This window comes from Streptomyces longispororuber, assembly GCF_024448165.1.
Taxonomy (GTDB): Bacteria; Actinomycetota; Actinomycetes; order Streptomycetales; family Streptomycetaceae; genus Streptomyces; species Streptomyces longispororuber_A.
Genome location: NZ_JAMOLN010000014.1, coordinates 43,859 through 59,895, shown reverse-complemented (window position 1 = coordinate 59,895; position 16,037 = coordinate 43,859). Strand labels below are relative to the sequence as shown.

Annotated in this window: 19 protein-coding genes; 11 read left to right on the top strand and 8 right to left on the bottom strand. The window is 71.2% G+C overall.

From position 1 onward, the window contains the following. Positions 1 to 10 precede the first annotated feature (10 nt). On the bottom strand, positions 11 to 634 hold the full coding sequence (locus M4J07_RS06355) for a TetR family transcriptional regulator (protein WP_255968192.1): 624 nt from the start codon (positions 632 to 634) through the stop codon (positions 11 to 13). Between the two features lie 134 nt (positions 635 to 768). On the opposite strand from M4J07_RS06355, the gene M4J07_RS06350 reads away from it, so the two are divergent. From M4J07_RS06350 to M4J07_RS06340, 3 genes are all read left to right on the top strand, one after another. Continuing rightward, positions 769 to 927, top strand: coding sequence for a hypothetical protein (locus tag M4J07_RS06350; RefSeq protein ID WP_255968190.1), 159 nt, complete (start codon positions 769 to 771; stop codon positions 925 to 927). A gap of 37 nt (positions 928 to 964) precedes the next feature. Beyond that, positions 965 to 1,291 carry a hypothetical protein gene (locus tag M4J07_RS06345; RefSeq protein WP_374215001.1) on the top strand — a complete coding sequence of 109 codons (327 nt, stop codon included), beginning with the start codon at positions 965 to 967 and terminating at the stop codon, positions 1,289 to 1,291. A 97-nt stretch (positions 1,292 to 1,388) separates the two neighbouring features. After that, complete coding sequence (locus M4J07_RS06340; protein WP_255968188.1) at positions 1,389 to 2,558, top strand: cysteine desulfurase family protein; 1,170 nt, start codon at positions 1,389 to 1,391, stop codon at positions 2,556 to 2,558. Between the two features lie 41 nt (positions 2,559 to 2,599). On the opposite strand, the gene M4J07_RS06335 is transcribed toward M4J07_RS06340, so the two are convergent. Next, complete coding sequence (locus M4J07_RS06335) at positions 2,600 to 3,283, bottom strand: N-acetylmuramoyl-L-alanine amidase (RefSeq protein ID WP_255968186.1); 684 nt, start codon at positions 3,281 to 3,283, stop codon at positions 2,600 to 2,602. Positions 3,284 to 3,373: 90 nt separating this feature from the next. Between M4J07_RS06335 and mnmA the strand changes: the two genes are divergently transcribed. After that, positions 3,374 to 4,510 carry a tRNA 2-thiouridine(34) synthase MnmA gene (gene mnmA / locus M4J07_RS06330; protein ID WP_255968184.1) on the top strand — a complete coding sequence of 379 codons (1,137 nt, stop codon included), beginning with the start codon at positions 3,374 to 3,376 and terminating at the stop codon, positions 4,508 to 4,510. A gap of 4 nt (positions 4,511 to 4,514) precedes the next feature. Here the strand turns inward: mnmA and M4J07_RS06325 are convergent, their stop codons facing one another. The 6 genes from M4J07_RS06325 to M4J07_RS06300 all read right to left on the bottom strand — a co-directional run bounded on the left by M4J07_RS06325 (position 4,515) and on the right by M4J07_RS06300 (position 7,594). After that, on the bottom strand, positions 4,515 to 4,730 hold the full coding sequence (locus M4J07_RS06325) for a hypothetical protein (RefSeq protein WP_255968182.1): 216 nt from the start codon (positions 4,728 to 4,730) through the stop codon (positions 4,515 to 4,517). 109 nt (positions 4,731 to 4,839) lie between these two features. Beyond that, positions 4,840 to 5,124, bottom strand: coding sequence for a hypothetical protein (locus M4J07_RS06320; protein WP_255968180.1), 285 nt, complete (start codon positions 5,122 to 5,124; stop codon positions 4,840 to 4,842). Between the two features lie 27 nt (positions 5,125 to 5,151). Next, on the bottom strand, positions 5,152 to 6,273 hold the full coding sequence (locus M4J07_RS06315; protein WP_255968178.1) for a hypothetical protein: 1,122 nt from the start codon (positions 6,271 to 6,273) through the stop codon (positions 5,152 to 5,154). Continuing rightward, a complete protein-coding gene (locus tag M4J07_RS06310; RefSeq protein ID WP_255968176.1) occupies positions 6,270 to 6,623 on the bottom strand; it encodes a hypothetical protein in 354 nt (117 codons plus the stop codon). The genes M4J07_RS06315 and M4J07_RS06310 overlap by 4 nt, the downstream gene beginning before the upstream one ends. A 194-nt stretch (positions 6,624 to 6,817) precedes the next feature. Further along, on the bottom strand, positions 6,818 to 7,201 hold the full coding sequence (locus M4J07_RS06305; RefSeq protein WP_255968174.1) for a hypothetical protein: 384 nt from the start codon (positions 7,199 to 7,201) through the stop codon (positions 6,818 to 6,820). A gap of 57 nt (positions 7,202 to 7,258) precedes the next feature. Then, positions 7,259 to 7,594 (bottom strand): DUF427 domain-containing protein, encoded by a 336-nt coding sequence (locus M4J07_RS06300; RefSeq protein ID WP_255968172.1) that lies wholly within the window; start codon positions 7,592 to 7,594, stop codon positions 7,259 to 7,261. Between the two features lie 103 nt (positions 7,595 to 7,697). Between M4J07_RS06300 and M4J07_RS06295 the strand changes: the two genes are divergently transcribed. The 7 genes from M4J07_RS06295 to gatC all read left to right on the top strand — a co-directional run bounded on the left by M4J07_RS06295 (position 7,698) and on the right by gatC (position 16,035). Beyond that, positions 7,698 to 8,111 (top strand): nuclear transport factor 2 family protein, encoded by a 414-nt coding sequence (locus M4J07_RS06295; protein ID WP_255968169.1) that lies wholly within the window; start codon positions 7,698 to 7,700, stop codon positions 8,109 to 8,111. A gap of 43 nt (positions 8,112 to 8,154) precedes the next feature. Next, the gene (locus M4J07_RS06290) at positions 8,155 to 8,700 is read left to right on the top strand and encodes an LOG family protein (protein ID WP_255968167.1); all 546 of its coding nucleotides are present in this window, start codon (positions 8,155 to 8,157) and stop codon (positions 8,698 to 8,700) included. A gap of 16 nt (positions 8,701 to 8,716) precedes the next feature. Then, the gene (locus M4J07_RS06285; RefSeq protein ID WP_255968165.1) at positions 8,717 to 9,415 is read left to right on the top strand and encodes an SDR family oxidoreductase; all 699 of its coding nucleotides are present in this window, start codon (positions 8,717 to 8,719) and stop codon (positions 9,413 to 9,415) included. 37 nt (positions 9,416 to 9,452) lie between these two features. Continuing rightward, positions 9,453 to 10,457 carry a methionine synthase gene (locus M4J07_RS06280; protein ID WP_255968163.1) on the top strand — a complete coding sequence of 335 codons (1,005 nt, stop codon included), beginning with the start codon at positions 9,453 to 9,455 and terminating at the stop codon, positions 10,455 to 10,457. 32 nt (positions 10,458 to 10,489) lie between these two features. After that, positions 10,490 to 12,706 carry an NAD-dependent DNA ligase LigA gene (ligA, locus tag M4J07_RS06275; RefSeq protein WP_255968161.1) on the top strand — a complete coding sequence of 739 codons (2,217 nt, stop codon included), beginning with the start codon at positions 10,490 to 10,492 and terminating at the stop codon, positions 12,704 to 12,706. Positions 12,707 to 12,944: 238 nt separating this feature from the next. Further along, positions 12,945 to 15,491, top strand: coding sequence for a putative bifunctional diguanylate cyclase/phosphodiesterase (locus M4J07_RS06270; RefSeq protein WP_255968158.1), 2,547 nt, complete (start codon positions 12,945 to 12,947; stop codon positions 15,489 to 15,491). 247 nt (positions 15,492 to 15,738) lie between these two features. After that, positions 15,739 to 16,035: an Asp-tRNA(Asn)/Glu-tRNA(Gln) amidotransferase subunit GatC gene (gene gatC / locus M4J07_RS06265; RefSeq protein ID WP_018531282.1), complete on the top strand. Its 297-nt coding sequence runs from the start codon at positions 15,739 to 15,741 to the stop codon at positions 16,033 to 16,035. Positions 16,036 to 16,037 lie beyond the last annotated feature (2 nt).

Here is a 16,037-nt window from a genome sequence, read left to right as displayed (position 1 = left end):
GGCTAGTTGCTCATGACAGGTCGAGCCAGTGCTTTCGCCCGAGCGTCACCAGTCGCAGCTGCCGCTCGGCGAGGCCGGACACCCGGGCGAGGTCCTCCGGGGCGGTGGTGAGGAACGCCGATGCCGTGATCACCATGTGGTCGACGTACAGGGAGGCCAGCATCAGCAGGTCCTCCTCGGTCCAGCCCGCCGCCTCCGGGTCGAGCCGGAGCGCCGCGCGCACCTCGTCCGCGAACTGTCCGAGCTGCTCGCTGATCGCCTCCCGCACCCGCCGGACCCCACCGTGCCGCTCGCGGGCGATGAAGCGGACGTGGGCGGGGTACGCCCGGACGTGGCGGGCGATCAACTCGACGGTGCGCGCGATGCGTTCGTCGCTGTCCCAGGTCGCCGTCAGGGCGTCGTGGATCACCGCGTGCAGACTGCCGAGCGCCTCCTCGACCAGGGCGACACCGAGGTCGGCCGTGCTGTCGAAGTGCCGGTAGAAGGCGGTCGGGGCCACGCCCACGGCGCGCGTGACCTCGCGCAGCCCCAGGCTGCTGAGGCTCTGCTCCTCCAGAAGCTCCAACGCGGCGTCCAGGAGCGCCTGTCGGGTCTTCTGCTTCTGCGCCTGCCGGATGCCGAGGGTGTGACTCATGTCATCCAGTTAACAACTGTTCTCTGTATTTGGGAACCCGTGTCCGGCGCTAGACTCGTCAGTCAGTGAACAGTTGTAACCCGCTCACCCGGGCCAACTCGAACCAACTCCGTGACGTCCTCGAGAGGTTCTCCATGCTGTTCCTCGTAGCGGCCCTCCTGCTCCTGGGTTTCGCCCTCGGCACCGTGGCCCACGCCCCGCTCTCCTTCACTCTCGTCGCGGCCGCCGTCATCGGCGTCTGGCTGACCGTCTTCGCGATCCGCGAGCGCCACGCCCGCCGCCACCAGCACTGACACCGCGCCCGTGTCCATGTCCATCAGGGGGTACACCATGCAACTCACCGCAGAGTCCGAGTCCTCGGTCCGTCAGGCCGGTCAGGCCGGTCAGGCCGGTCAGGACCGTGCGGACCGTCCGGTCGGCCGCCGGGACACCGACGGCATGGCCGTCGCCTCGTTCGTCCTCGGCCTCGTCGGCCTGCTCGTCCTGAACGTCTTCCTCGGCCCCGTCGCGATCGTCCTCGCCGGCCTCGCCCTGTGGCGCGGCACCGCCCGCCGCGGGCGCGCCCTGCTCGGCCTCGGTCTCGGCATCGCCGACCTCGTCGTGCTCGGCGCGCTCATCGCCGCCGACGGCACGATGTCCTGGAGCATCACGGGCTGACACCCCGCCGATCTCCGCCGTCCGATGTCCACCGTGTGGGACGGGACCCCACGCGGCGGCGGAGGGCCGCCGACGGGCTCGTAGAATCGTGCCCACCATGGCTTACCTCGACCACGCCGCGACCACTCCGATGCTTCCGGAGGCCGTCGAGGTGATGACCGCCCAGCTCGCCGTCACCGGCAACGCCTCGTCCCTGCACGCCGCGGGACGCCGCGCCCGGCGCACCGTCGAGGAGTCCCGCGAGGCCCTCGCCGAATCCCTCGGCGCCCGCCCCAGCGAGGTCGTCTTCACCTCGGGCGGCACCGAGGCCGACAACCTCGCCGTCAAGGGCCTGTACTGGGCGCGCCGCGCCGCCGACCCGGCCCGCACCCGCGTCCTCGCCAGCCCCGTCGAGCACCACGCCGTCCTCGACGCCGTGCACTGGCTCGCCGAGCACGAGGGCGCGACGGTGGAGTACCTGCCCGTCGACGCCCACGGCCGCGTCCATGCCGACGCGCTCCGGGACGCGATCGAACGCAACCCTCACGACGTCGCCCTGGCCACGGTCATGTGGGCGAACAACGAGATCGGCACCATCCAGCCGGTCCGCGAACTCGCCGACGTCACGGCCGAGTTCGCGATCCCTCTGCACGCCGACGCGGTCCAGGCCTACGGCCAGGTCCCGGTCGACTTCGCCGCCTCGGGACTCGCCGCGATGACGGTCTCCGGCCACAAGGTCGGCGGCCCCTACGGCATCGGCGCCCTCCTCCTCGGCCGCGAGCACACCCCCGTCCCCGTCCTGCACGGCGGCGGCCAGGAGCGGCACGTCCGCTCCGGCACCCTCGACGTCCCGGCCGTCGCCGCCTTCGCCACGGCCGGCCGGATCGCGGCCGAGCAGCGCGACTGGTTCGCCCGGGAGATCGGCGGACTGCGCGACGCCCTCGTCACGGCGGTCCGCGCGGCCGTCCCCGAAGCGATCCTCGGCGGCGACCCGGCGAGCGCGGGCCGGCTCCCCGCCAACGCCCACTTCACCTTCCCCGGCTGCGAGGGCGACTCGCTCCTGCTGCTCCTGGACGCCCAGGGCATCGAGTGCTCCACCGGCTCCGCCTGCACCGCGGGCGTCGCCCAGCCCAGCCACGTCCTCCTCGCCACCGGCACCGACCCCGACCTGGCCCGTGGCACCCTCCGCTTCTCCCTCGGCCACACGTCGACCAAGGCGGACGTGGAGGCGGTGGCGCAGGCGATCGGGCCGGTGGTGGAGCGGGCGAGGTCGGCGGGGCTCTCGTAGCGCCGCGACGGCTACATGCGGCTGCGTGCGGCGACGTGCGGCTACGCCTTGGCGGACCCCGCCCGGTCGTAGGCCGCCCGCACCAGCTTCATGTACCGGTCCCAGTCCCAGTGCGGACCGGGATCGGTGTGGTCCGTCCCCGGCACCTCCACGTGCCCGATGATGTGCTCCCGGTCGACCGGTATGTCGTAGCGTCTGCATATGCGGGCGGTCAGCCGCGCCGACGCCTCGTACATGGCGGTCGTGAAGTCCTGCGGCCGGTCCACGAATCCCTCGTGCTCGATGCCGATACTGCGCTGGTTGAAGTCCTTGTTCCCCGCGTGGAACGCGACGTCCAGCTCCCGGATCATCTGCGCGATGTGCCCGTCCTGGCGCACGACGTAATGCGCGGCGGCACCGTGCCAGGGATCCTTGAACACCTTCAGGGTCCCCTGGTAGCTGCCCTGGGTGACGTGAATGATCACGCGGTCGATCGCGTAGTCCGCGGGCCGGTCCGCCCGCCGCCAGTTCGCCGCGGCCGCGGCCACCCACTCCGCGCCCTTGAAGTCGACCTCGCCTGACTTGCGCGGCTTGTCGACGCCCGGCACCTGCCACCACATGCGGGCGAGATCACTGCGGGCGAGCAGCCCGATGCCCACGGCGGACGCCGCGCCCCCCACGATCAGGGTCCGCCGGCTGATCACCCGGTCCCCGTCCCGGCCCTTGCCGGCTCCCTGCTTCCCCATGTGACGCCCCCGTCCCCCACCAGCCCGTACGAGATCCACAACGGATATCCGCGGGATTCGGTTCCCGCGGCCCCTTACCCTGTTAGTGCTATGACTTCGCAGACCTCGATGCTCCCCGCCGACCGCCCCCTCCGCGTCCTCGCCGCCATGTCGGGAGGCGTCGACTCCGCCGTGGCGGCGGCCCGCGCCGCGGAAGCGGGCCACGACGTGACCGGCGTCCACCTGGCCCTCTCGGCGAACCCGCAGTCCTTCCGCACCGGCGCCCGCGGCTGTTGCACCATCGAGGACTCCCGCGACGCGCGCCGCGCGGCGGACGTCATCGGCATCCCCTTCTACGTGTGGGACCTGGCCGACCGCTTCCGCGAGGACGTCGTCGAGGACTTCGTCGCCGAGTACGAGGCCGGCCGTACGCCGAACCCGTGCCTGCGCTGCAACGAGAAGATCAAGTTCGCCGCGCTCCTGGACAAGGCCCTGGCCCTCGGCTTCGACGCGGTCTGCACCGGCCACTACGCGCAGGTGATCCTCACCGAGTCCGGCGAGCGCGAGCTGCACCGGGCCTCCGACATGGCCAAGGACCAGTCGTACGTCCTCGGCGTCCTGGACGACCGGCAGCTCGCCCACGCGATGTTCCCGCTGGGCGACACGGAGACGACGAAGGAGGAGATCCGCGCGGAGGCGGAGCGGCGTGGCCTCGCGGTCGCCAAGAAGCCCGACTCCCACGACATCTGCTTCATCGCCGACGGCGACACCCAGGGCTTCCTCGCGGCCCGCCTCGGCAAGTCCGAGGGCGACATCGTCGACGAGCAGGGCACCAAGCTCGGCACCCACGAGGGCGCCTACGGCTACACGATCGGCCAGCGCAAGGGCCTGCGCATCGGCACCCCCGCGGCGGACGGCAAGCCGCGCTACGTCCTGGACATCTCCCCGGTGAACAACACGGTGACGGTGGGCCCCGCCACTTCCCTGGACGTCACGTCCCTGACAGCGATCAAGCCCCGCTGGTGCGGCACGCCCCCCTCGGGCCCCGGCACGTACACGGCCCAGCTGCGCGCCCACGGCGGCGAGACGGAAGTCACCGCGGACCTCCTGAACAACGAACTCCACGTCCACTTCACGGAGCCGGCCCGGGGCGTGGCACCGGGCCAGGCGATCGTCCTGTACGACGGGACGCGTGTGGTGGGGTCGGCGACCATTGCGACTACGGAGCGGGTGGCGGCGGGGGTCTGACGGCTTACGTGAACTTCAAGAGGCACGCGGCCAACAGCATGCCCGGCACCACCAGCAGTGCGGCACACGACGGCATGGGCTGTTTGCGCCGCCACCCCTGGACAGCCAGGCAGAGGCCGTAGAGCAGGACCAGTTGGAGGCCGATCAGGGGCCAGGTGATGACGCCGCGCAGTGCCCGGGGCACCGTCACGTACCCACAGACGGCGGTGAAGACGCTCACCCAGGCAGTGATAATGCGCTGGCTGTGGTGAAATTCTGCCTCACTGGGCATGGGATGTTCTAAGTTCATCTGATCTCTCATGGCGGAATGGAACGTGACTGCCGGGTGGTCACGCAGACATGAACAGACGGCTCACGCCTGCCAACCCGAGCAGCACGACTACGGCGATGGCGGTAAGTGGGAAGCGCTTCTTTCGCCAGCCCTGGAATGCGATGAACCCGTTGCAGATCAAGACGAGATCGGCGGCGAACCAGGCAAGGGAGAACATCCCTTTCCAGAGATCCACCATCAGATTCCCTGTCGCAAGCGCGCACAGCATGGCAGTCAGGAACGCCACCTTCTCCTGAACTCTTTCCGCCTGTGTTCTGGGGCGGTTCCGCTGCCCGAGTTCCACGTGAATTCCTTGCTTCTCGATCGGTGACTAGACGAGTGCGTTGTCGTAACTCTTGCCAACGACCGGGAAGTCCCGCACGTCCTTGCTGACGGAGCAGATGAATCCGCCCGCGGCGAAAGCCGCGTTGACTGCCTGCATGAGGTGCTCGTACTTTTCCACGAGACTCTTGTACTTCGCGACCATGGAGGCCACACGCTGCGCGGCGAATGCCGCGCCCACGAACGCTCCGGTGAACCCGACTCCCGATGCCGCCATGGCAGTCGAAGCCGCGGCTGCCACGGCGGCCTGCACGCCCTCGTCGCAAACCTCTGCCAGGACCCCTTTGGCCGTTTCGGCGACCGAGTAGACCATCGTGGCCACTCTCTTGTAGAGGTCACGCAGATCGTAAAAGGCGTCGCGCGCAGCATCGAGCTTCTTGGCGATGTTGTCGAAGTACTTCCCTGCGGCCTCTGCAGCATTTCCGCGCCACGTGGTACTCAGCACGCCGTTTCCGTGCCGGATGTTCTCGGCCATGTCGGCACAGGCGTCGCCAAGGCATTTCCAGGCATCGGCGCATCCTGCGTAGTTCTGCCAGTCACCTCCGAAGAGATTGGCGAAATAGCCCAGAATGTCCCATCCGAAAGCAAGTTTGAGGCCTTCGTTGACCAGGGCCGATGGGCTGCCGAAATCAAGCAGGGTGCCGACCCCCTTGTTGGCGGGGGCAAATGCGGCTTCTGCCAGATGTCCTTGCAGCCAGCTGTCCGCCCCTCCGGGGGGTTTGAGTCGGCTGACGGTATCGCGCACATCGCGGAACGAGGTGGCGCCGTGGGGCACGACACGGGGAACCGGGGCGGAGGAATGCCCGGACGGGTAGGTGGCGTCCAGCTTTCTGGCCGTGTCGAGGTCCATCGAGTCGTACCAGGCGGCGGTCTTCTTCAGTTCGCTCTTCGACGCCTGAAGGATCGTGCCGAAGCGGCTCAGGAGGTTGCGGGCGTCTCGTACCTGCTCCTCGTGGTGCCCCAGCACCTTGTCCCAGAGAGGTGCAGTTGCCGAAGCTTCGATGCCGGTGCTGCGGGCCAGATACGCGCCTGCGCTCCCGCTGTCCTCGCTTGCCCGGCGCACCAGGTCTGCGTATCCGACCAGGTCGTCCGACCTCACAGTCAGCGTCACAACCGCCCCCGCCCCACACGCTCCGCATCCATACGCGCCCGCTCCTCCGCCACCTGCCGCTCGCCGTCACGCGCGAGCGCCTCCCGTTCGGAGTCCGGCATCGAATCCCACCGCGTGCGGAACTCGTGGCCCTGGTCGAGGACCGCCTCCGCATATGCAGGAATACGGGTGGCCTCTCTTAACCCCACCCGCCCGGCCAGCACCTCCTGGGCCAGTTCCTTCAGGACGGGGCCACCCCCGCCCTGCCGGAACACCTCCAGCGCCTTGCGCAGTAAGCGTTGCTGGACGGGATCGTCCGTCAGGTCCATGTACGCCGCCCGGTCGAGCGGGGGCGGGGTCTCGGGGGTCACCAGGCGTCTCCTCGGTGCGGTAGCGCGGGAGAGCGGCACAGTAGTGATGTCATTCCCTGCGAAAAGCACACCGAGCGACGGCGCGGCCCCGGGCGAAACGAAACCGCTCAACGGGGTCTTGATCGCGCGCCGCCGCACCGCCTCATCCGATCGGGCGAGGAGTCAACTCCCGTCCGGCGGAGGTGAATGGTGAATCAGGCGCGGCCCCGCAAGTAGTGGGCGAGGACCGGGGGGAGCTCGGCGCACCACGTCCGGGCCTGGGAGCGGCGGCGGGCCCGCACCGCGCACGTGTAGACCGGGCCGTCCACCGTCACCGCGGTGACGCTCACCCCGGCGTCCAGCGGCTGGAACTGGACCGTGCGGAGGCGGGCCCAGGGCAGGTCGATGGCGTGCGGGCCCTGTTCGAGGTGGACGCCGTCGGCGTCGACGACCAGCCCGTTGTACTGGTCCGCCGCCACGAACTCCGGCCCCGTCCCTGGTGACGCCACGGGCACCGGCACCGGCTGGAACATGGGAGGCGGCGCGCCGAAACCGCCCGGCGCGCCGCCCTGGTGCCCGTACCCCGGTCCCTGTGTCACTTCTGCCCGCTCCTTCGTGTGCGTGGGGGACCGCTCCGCCGGGCCTGCCCCACCGCCCTATCCCACCACCTCGACCTCGTAGAAGCACAAGTGCCCCTTGATGGCGGCCACTTCACTCTTCGGCTCCGGGTAGGCCCAGACGAGGTCCTGCGCGTCCGGGAGCGACCAGTAGGAGGCGGTGCCCTTGAAGGGGCAGTACGTGGTGGTGTCCGAGGGGGAGAGGAGGTCCGTGCGGACGTCCTCCGGAGGGAGGTAGTAGCGGACGGGGCAGCCCGTCTCGCGCAGCACCAGCGGGCGGGTGCTGTCGGCCAGCACGTGCCCGTCACGGACGACGCGCACGTGCTCGGCGCTCTGCTCGACAGTGATCGTGTGTCCTGCGGATCCTTGCGTCATGTGAGCCATGTATAGGGCAGCGCCCGGCGCGCGGGCGTTCTTCCCGGCGCACGGCACTCGTCCGGGGCCGTCTGGGAGGATCACCGGCGACGAGAGGACTGCCATGGCGTTCACCCACGAGGACCGCACCGCCGTCACCGAACTGCTCGCGCTGCACGGCCACCTGTTCGACGCCGGTGAGCTGGACCGGCTGGACGAGCTCTTCACCGTCGACGTGGTCTACGACGTCGCGGACTTCGGCGGGCCACCGCTCCGGGGCGTGGCCGCCCTCCGCGACGCGGCGCTCGCCCTGGGCGCCGGCAATCCGGTCGCCCACCACATCACGAACGTCGTCCTGACCGAGGTGACCGACGACCGGGCCCTGGTCCTGTCCAAGGGCCTCGGCGTCCTTGCCGACGGCACCACCGGCAGCGTGACCTACGAGGACACCGTCGTCCGCGGCGCCGACGGCTGGCGGATCGCGCACCGGAAGGTGGTCGCACGCCGGGTCCCGCTCGGCGGGAAGGGCGGCGCATGAGGGCCGGGGAGGACCGCGGGCGGCGGGCCGTACCGTGGACGCCATGAACATCTGTGTCTTCCTCTCCGCCGCCGACCTCGACGACCGCTACACCCGCCCCGCCCGCGAATTCGCCGAGCTGCTCGGCAAGGGCGGCCACACGCTCGTGTGGGGCGGCAGCGAGAGCGGGCTCATGAAGGTCGTCGCGGACGGGGTGGCCGAGGCCGGCGGGCGGCTCGTCGGGGTCTCCGTGGACTTCCTCGCCGCCAAGGCGCGGGCCGTCACCGCGCCCGACGAGATGGTGATCGCCAAGGACCTCGCCGAGCGCAAGGCGCTGCTCCTGGAGAAGGCCGACGCCGTCGTGATCATGGTGGGTGGCACCGGGACCCTCGACGAGGCCACCGAGATCCTGGAGCTGAAGAAGCACGGGAAGACGGACAAGCCCGTCGTGCTGCTCAACTCGGCCGGGTTCTACGACGGACTCAGGCAGCAGTTCCGGCGCATGGAGGACGAGGGGTTCCTGCCGATCCCCCTCACCGACCTCGTCTTCTTCGCCGAGGAGCCCGTCGGCGCCCTGGCCTACCTGGAAGAGTCGCGCGGCATCGAGTAGTGCGAGCATGGCGGCCATGACAGGCACAACCACCCATGTGATCACCGGTGCCGGTTCCGGCATCGGCGCCGCCGTCGCCCGCCGCCTCCACGCGCGCGGGGACGAACTCTTCCTGCACGCGCGCGACGCGGGGCGCGCGAAGGAGCTGGCCGCCGAGTTCCCCGGCGCCAGGACGCTCGTCGGGGACCTCTCCGACCCCGACAAGCTGTCCTGGGCGTTCTCGCACCAGACGCTGCCCGACCGGATCGACTCGCTGCTGCACATCGCGGGCGTCGTCGACCTCGGCCCGGTCGGCGAGCTCACCCCGAAGACATGGCTGCACCAGCTCAAGGTGAACCTCGTCGCCCCCGCCGAGCTGACCCGCCACTTCCTGCCGCAACTCCGCGTCGCCCAGGGACACGTGCTCTTCGTGAACTCCGGCGCGGGGCTCAACGCCTCCGCCGACTGGTCCGCGTACGCCGCCTCCAAGCACGGCCTGAAGGCGCTCGCCGACTCGCTGCGCCACGAGGAGCACGGCAACGGGGTGCGCGTCACCACCGTCTACCCCGGCCGCACCGCGAGCCCCATGCAGGCCAAGGTGCACCAGCAGGAGGGCAAGGAGTACGACGCGTCCCGCTGGATCGACCCCGAGTCGGTCGCCACCACGATCGTCATGGCGCTCGACCTGCCGCGCGACGCGGAGGTCAACGACCTGACGGTGCGCCCCGGGCGCTGAGGGACGGGCCGCCCCGGGCGTTACGTACCCTTCCTGGGTGAGCGAAAAGAGCGACTTCAGGTGGGGGCCGGCCACGGGCATCGGCTCGATGCCCGGCGGTGACGCCCGCGAGGCGGCCAAGACCGTGACCGGGTCCTTCGAGGACTTCCCGTTCCTGGCCGAGCTGCCCGCGCGCGGTCCCGGCGCCGACATGATCGGCCGGACCGCGGGACTGCTCGTCGACCTCTACGCGCGCGTGGAGCCCAGCGGCTGGCGGATCGGCGACCGGCCGGGCCGGGACACCAAGCGCGCGAAGTCCTGGCTCGGCGAGGACCTCGACGCGCTGGAGGAGTTCACCCAGGGGTACGAGGGCCCGCTCAAGGTGCAGGCCGTCGGGCCGTGGACCCTCGCCGCCGCACTGGAGCTGAGGAACGGAGAGGTCGCGCTCTCCGACCCCGGCGCCTGCCGCGACCTCGCCGGATCCCTCGCCGAGGGGCTGCGCGCCCACCTCGCCGACGTCCGCCGCCGGGTCCCCGGCGCCCGGCTCGTCCTCCAGCTCGACGAACCCTCCCTCATCGCCGTTTTGCGCGGACAGATCAAGAGCGCCAGCGGCTACCGCACGCACCGCGCCGTCGACCGGCAGCTCGTCGAGAGCGCGCTGCGGGACGTGATCGACGTGCACGACGGCCCCACCGTCGTGCACTCCTGCGCCCCCGACGTGCCGTTCGCCCTGCTGCGCCGGTCCGGCGCCGACGCCGTCTCCTTCGACCTCGCCCTCCTCACGGAGCGTGACGAGGAATCGATCGGTGAGGCGGTCGAGGCGGGCACGAAGCTGTTCGCCGGTGTCGTGCCCGGCGTGGACGCTCCATTGTCAGACCCTGCCGGTAGCGTCATGGGTGTCAGGACGCTGTGGCGCAGGCTGGGGCTGAATCCGGGATCGCTCGCGGATGCGGTCGTGGTCACCCCGTCGTGCGGACTCGCGGGCGCCTCTCCCGCGTACGCCCGTGCGGCCCTCGCCCACTGCGCCCGGGCGGCGAGATCACTCGCGGACAACCCTGAGTGACCGGGGACGAAGGAAATCGGGAGGACGAGACGGTGGCTGCCGCAAGCGCTGGAAACACGCCGGAGACGAAGGACTCCGTGCCCGCCGAGGCGCGGGACGAGCACGCCCAGCTGGCCGAGCAGATCGAGGAACACCGCTTCCGGTACTACGTGAAGGACGCGCCGGTCGTCTCCGACGCCGACTTCGACAAGCTGCTGCGCTCCCTGGAAGCGCTGGAGGAGAAGTACCCGGAGCTGCGCACCCCGGACTCCCCGACGCAGAAGGTCGCGGGGAACTACGCGACGGAGTTCACGTCCGTCGAGCACCGCGAGCGCATGCTCTCCCTCGACAACGCCTTCGACGACCTGGAGCTGGCGGCCTGGGCCGAGCGCGTCCAGAAGGACGTCGGCACCACCGACTACCACTTCCTGTGCGAGCTGAAGGTCGACGGCCTCGCGGTCAACCTGACGTACGAGAACGGGCGGTTGACGCGCGCCGCCACCCGCGGCGACGGCCGCGTCGGCGAGGACATCACGCCCAATGTCCGCACGATCGCCGAGATCCCCGACCGCCTCAAGGGCGACCGCATCCCCGCCCTCGTCGAGATCCGCGGCGAAGTCTTCTTCCCCATGGAGAAGTTCGAGGAACTGAACGCGCGCCTGGTGGAGTCGGGCGACAAGCCCTTCGCCAACCCGCGCAACGCGGCGGCGGGTTCGCTCCGCCAGAAGGACCCGCGCGTCACCGCCACGCGCCCGCTGCACATGGTCGTCCACGGCATCGGCGCCCGCGAGGGCTTCGACATCGTCCGCCTCTCGGAGGCGTACGAGCTCCTCCACGAATGGGGCCTGCCGACCGCGAAGCACAACAAGGTGGTGGACGACCTCGAGGGCGTCCGGGAGTTCATCGCGTACTTCGGGGAGAACCGCCACTCCGTGGAGCACGAGATCGACGGCGCCGTCATCAAGCTCGACGAGATCCCGCTCCAGGGCCGCCTCGGCTCCACCGCGCGCGCTCCGCGCTGGGCCATCGCCTGGAAGTTCCCGCCCGAAGAGGTCAACACCAAGCTGGTCAACATCCGCGTGGGCGTGGGCCGCACCGGCCGTGTCACCCCGTACGCGCAGGTGGAGCCGGTCACCGTGGCGGGCTCCGAGGTCGAGTTCGCGACGCTGCACAACCAGGAGATCGTCAAGAAGAAGGGCGTCCTCATCGGGGACACCGTCGTCATCCGCAAGGCCGGTGACGTCATCCCCGAGATCCTCGGCCCCGTCGTCGACCTGCGCGACGGCAGCGAGTACGAGTTCGTGATGCCCGCCGACTGCCCCGAGTGCGGCACCCCGCTGCGGGCCATGAAGGAGGGCGACATCGACCTCCGCTGTCCGAACGCGCGGACGTGCCCCGCCCAGTTGCGGGAGCGCCTCTTCTACCTGGGCGGCCGCCAGTGCCTCGACATCGAGAACTTCGGCGCGGTCGCCGCCGCCGCGCTCACCGCCCCGCTGGAGCCCGCCGAGCCGCCGCTCACCGACGAGGGCGACCTCTTCGACCTCACCATCGAGGAGATCCTGCCCATCAAGGCGTACGTCCTCGACGCCGACAGCGGACTGCCCAAGCGCGACCCGAAGACCGGTGAGGACAAGGTCGTCACGGTCTTCGCCAACCAGAAGGGCGAGCCGAAGAAGAACGCGGTCGCGATGCTGGAGCACATCGCCGCGGCCAAGGACCGCCCCCTGGCCCGGATCATCAACGGGCTGTCGATCCGCCACGTCGGCCCCGTCGCCGCCGAGGCGCTCGCCCGCGAGTTCCGCTCCATCGACCGCATCGACGAGGCCACCGAGGAGGAGCTCGCCGCGACCGACGGCGTCGGCGGGATCATCGCCGCCTCCGTGAAGCAGTGGTTCGCCGAGGACTGGCACCGCGAGATCCTGCGCAAGTGGCGCGAGGCCGGTGTCCGCATGGAGGAGGAGGGCGCGGGCGAGGACCAGGGGCCGCGGCCCCTCGAAGGTCTCACCGTCGTCGTCACCGGCACCCTGCAGAACTTCACGCGAGATGGCGCAAAAGAGGCCCTGCAGAGCAGAGGCGCCAAGGTGACCGGTTCCGTTTCCAAGAAGACGTCTTTTGTCGTCGTCGGGGACAACCCGGGATCCAAGTACGACAAGGCCATGCAGGTGAAGGTTCCGGTTCTGGACGAGGACGGGTTCGCCGTCCTGCTCGAACAGGGGCCGGAAGCAGCCATCGACGTGGCGCTTCCCGCCGAAGAGCCGACCGAGCAGTAGCGGTTGAAGACCACCCGTTCAGCGCATACCAGATGCATACGAGTGGCCGGGTCGCATTCGGGCAACCGCGCTCGGGCGCGTCCGTCTGGTGCCCGTGGAAGCCTTCTGCGGCCTACTGTTGAGGTGTGCGCCTGCCGTGTCCTGCTGCGGATGGGGCATCTCCTGCTCATCAGAAGCTCATCCGGAGCGGGGGAGCGGGCAGCGGACGTGGGCACCGCCGGCTGTGAGAGGGACGGGAATGGAACCGACCGATAGCGCCGCCCCGGACTCACGCCTGCGCCCGCGCCGACGCGTTCGGCGCGGCGGCACGGCTCGAAGCACGGACGGGGGCGACGGCATCGAGAGCGGTCGCGGGGAGAACGAGCGCGGTGGTGTGGTGAACTGGCGCAATTGGTGGCGCGGGAGCGGACTGGGTCTCGTCCGCCCGGGCGCGGATCGGACACGAAGGGCCGCGGCCGACGGCCCACCGGGCCTCTCGCCCCCTGCGGGCAGCGGCAGTTCACGCCCGGCCGGCCCCGAGGGCACCGGCCCCGGCGCGACCGTCGTGCCGGGCGAGCGCCGCACGGCGGGTGCCCGCGTCCCTGGCGCTCCCGCGGTGCACGGCGGCCTCGCCACCGGAGTGACCGCGGACGCCGGCGTGCCGGGCGTACCCGTCGGGCCGCCCGGCAGCGGCCGGGTCGGCGCGGCCACCCCCGCCCGCAACCACCAGACGGGCCCGGCCGACACCTCGCGGGCCGCCGCGCTCCCGCTGCTGCCCGGCGCGATCGTCACCGGCGCCGCCGTGGTCCTCGCCGCCGGCTTCTACCGGGCGTTCACCGGCAGCCACGCACTCTTCCCGTCCGGCACCGTCGGCTGGTCCCTCGCCGTCCTGACCGGCATCATCGTCGGCCATCTCGTCGCGCTCGGCCGCGACCGCTGGTGGGGCGGCACCGGATCGGGCGCCGCCCTCACCCTCGCCGTGCTGCTCCTGTACGGCTGGGTGCCCGCCGGGATGGTCAGTCTCACCGTCGTCGTCCTCGTCGGCGCCGCCCGCCGGCACCGCTGGCGCCAGGGCGTGCTGCACGGCGCCATCGACATCCTCGGGATCGGGGCGGGCGCGCTCGTGCTCGCCGCGTTCGGCCGGGTGCCGTCGGTCGAGGCCCCGTGGAAACCGGAGACCTGGGACCTGTACGCGGTCCCCGAAGTCATCCTCGTGGCGTCCGCGTACCTGCTGGTCACGCGGGCGCTGCTCTGGTACGTGCACGCACCGCGCCCCCACGGACTGCCCACCGTCGCCCGCACGGCGCTCGTCCGGCAGGGCCTGGTCGGTGTCGCGCTGCTCGGCATCGCGCCGCTGGTCTGCGTCGTCGCGATCGCCCTGCCCGTGCTGCTCCCGCTGTTCGCGGTCCCGCTGATCGCGCTCGACTCGACGCTGTGGATCGCGCGGGCCCGCGCCGAGGAGCAGCTGCGCGACCCGCTCACCGGACTGCCCAACCGGCAGTGGCTGCTGGAGCGGACCTGGACCGCGCTCGACGACGCCGAGCGGATCGGGGCGCGCAGCGCGCTCATGCTGATCGACCTCGACCGGTTCCGGTCGGTCAACGACACCCTCGGTCACCTCGCCGGTGACCGGCTCCTGCTGCAGATCGCGGACCGGCTGCGGGCCGCCCTGCCGCGCGGGGCGGAGGCCGCGCGGCTCGGCGGCGACGAGTTCGCCGTGCTGCTCCCGGTCGCCGACTCCACGACGTCCGCGACCCGCGTGGCCCGCAACCTCGTCGCGGCGCTCGGTTCGCCGCTGGACCTGGACGGGCTGACGCTGGTCCTTGAGGCGAGCGCGGGACTCGCGGTCTTCCCCGACCACGCGCTGGACGCCGAGGGGCTGCTGCGCCGGGCCGACGTCGCGATGTACCAGGCCAAGCGGGACCGCACGGGAGTCGAGGTCTACGAGTCGAAGCGGGACTCCAACACCCCGGACCGCCTCGGCCTGTTGGGCGATCTGCGCCGCGCGCTCGACGCCGGGGACGTGGAGCTGCACTACCAGCCGAAGGTGCGCTTCGACGGGCAGGTGGCCGGTCTGGAGGCGCTCGTCCGCTGGGTGCATCCGGAGCGAGGGAAGGTTCCGCCGGACGAGTTCATCGCCATCGCCGAGTCGTCCGGGCTCATGCCGCACCTCACCGAGTACGTCCTGGAGACCGCCCTGGCGCAGGTCGCCCGCTGGCGGGCGCAGGGCCTGCACGTGCCGGTCGCGGTGAACGTGTCACCGCGTGACGTGCACACGCCCGGGTTCGCCGGGGCGGTCGCGGCGCGGCTCGCCCGGCACGGCGTCCCGGCCGGATCGCTGCAGCTGGAGATAACGGAGCACGTGCTCCTGGAGGACCCGCAGCGCGCCGCCGACACCCTGGCCGGGCTCACCGGGCACGGCGTGAAGATGTCGCTCGACGACTTCGGCACCGGCTACTCGTCGCTCGTGCACCTGCGGCGGCTCCCGGTGAGCGAGCTGAAGATCGACCGCTCCTTCGTGGCCCGCCTCGCCGTCGACAACGAGGACGCGGAGATCGTGCGCTGCACCGTCGACCTCGCGCACTCCCTCGGACTGCTGGTCGTCGCGGAGGGCGTCGAGGACGACGAGACGTGGGAGCGGCTGCGGGACCTCGGCTGCGACGCGGTGCAGGGGTGGCTGGTCGCCGCCGCGATGCCGCCGGACGAGACGACCGCGTGGCTGCGGGCCCGGGGCGACCGGGGCTGGCAGCGGGAGCCTGCGGCGCTTCCGGCCGCCCAGGGGGACGATCCCCGGCCCTTCAGCTGAGCTCGGCCCGGAGCGGGATCGGGGGCGCCCTCCGGGGGAGGGCTGTGAGGTTCGTCGGCGGGTGCGGGTTCGTCGTGGCCGGGCGCGCAGGTCCCCGCGCCCCCGAGAAAGGTCACCCGATGTGTGCTCGTTCGTGAGCGCGACGCCGAGGTGATCGGCGGCTCCGGGGAAACCGTTTAGGGGTCACGGGCCCCCGCCCCATAGGATTGGGCCCAAACCACACACACTCACCCCAGAGGATCGCTGCATGCCTGGCATCACGCGCGAGGAGGTCGCCCACCTCGCCCGGCTGGCGCGTCTGGAGCTGAAGCCCGAAGAGCTCGACCACTTCGCAGGCCAGCTCGACGACATCATCGGCGCGGTCGCCCGCGTCAGCGAGGTCGCCGACCAAGACGTACCGCCGACCTCCCACCCGCTGCCGCTGACGAACGTCATGCGCGCGGACGAGGTCCGTCCGTCGCTCACCCCCGAGCAGGCGCTCTCCGGCGCCCCGGCCCAGGAGCAGCAGCGTTTCAAGGTGCCGCAGATCCTGGGGGAGGACTAATC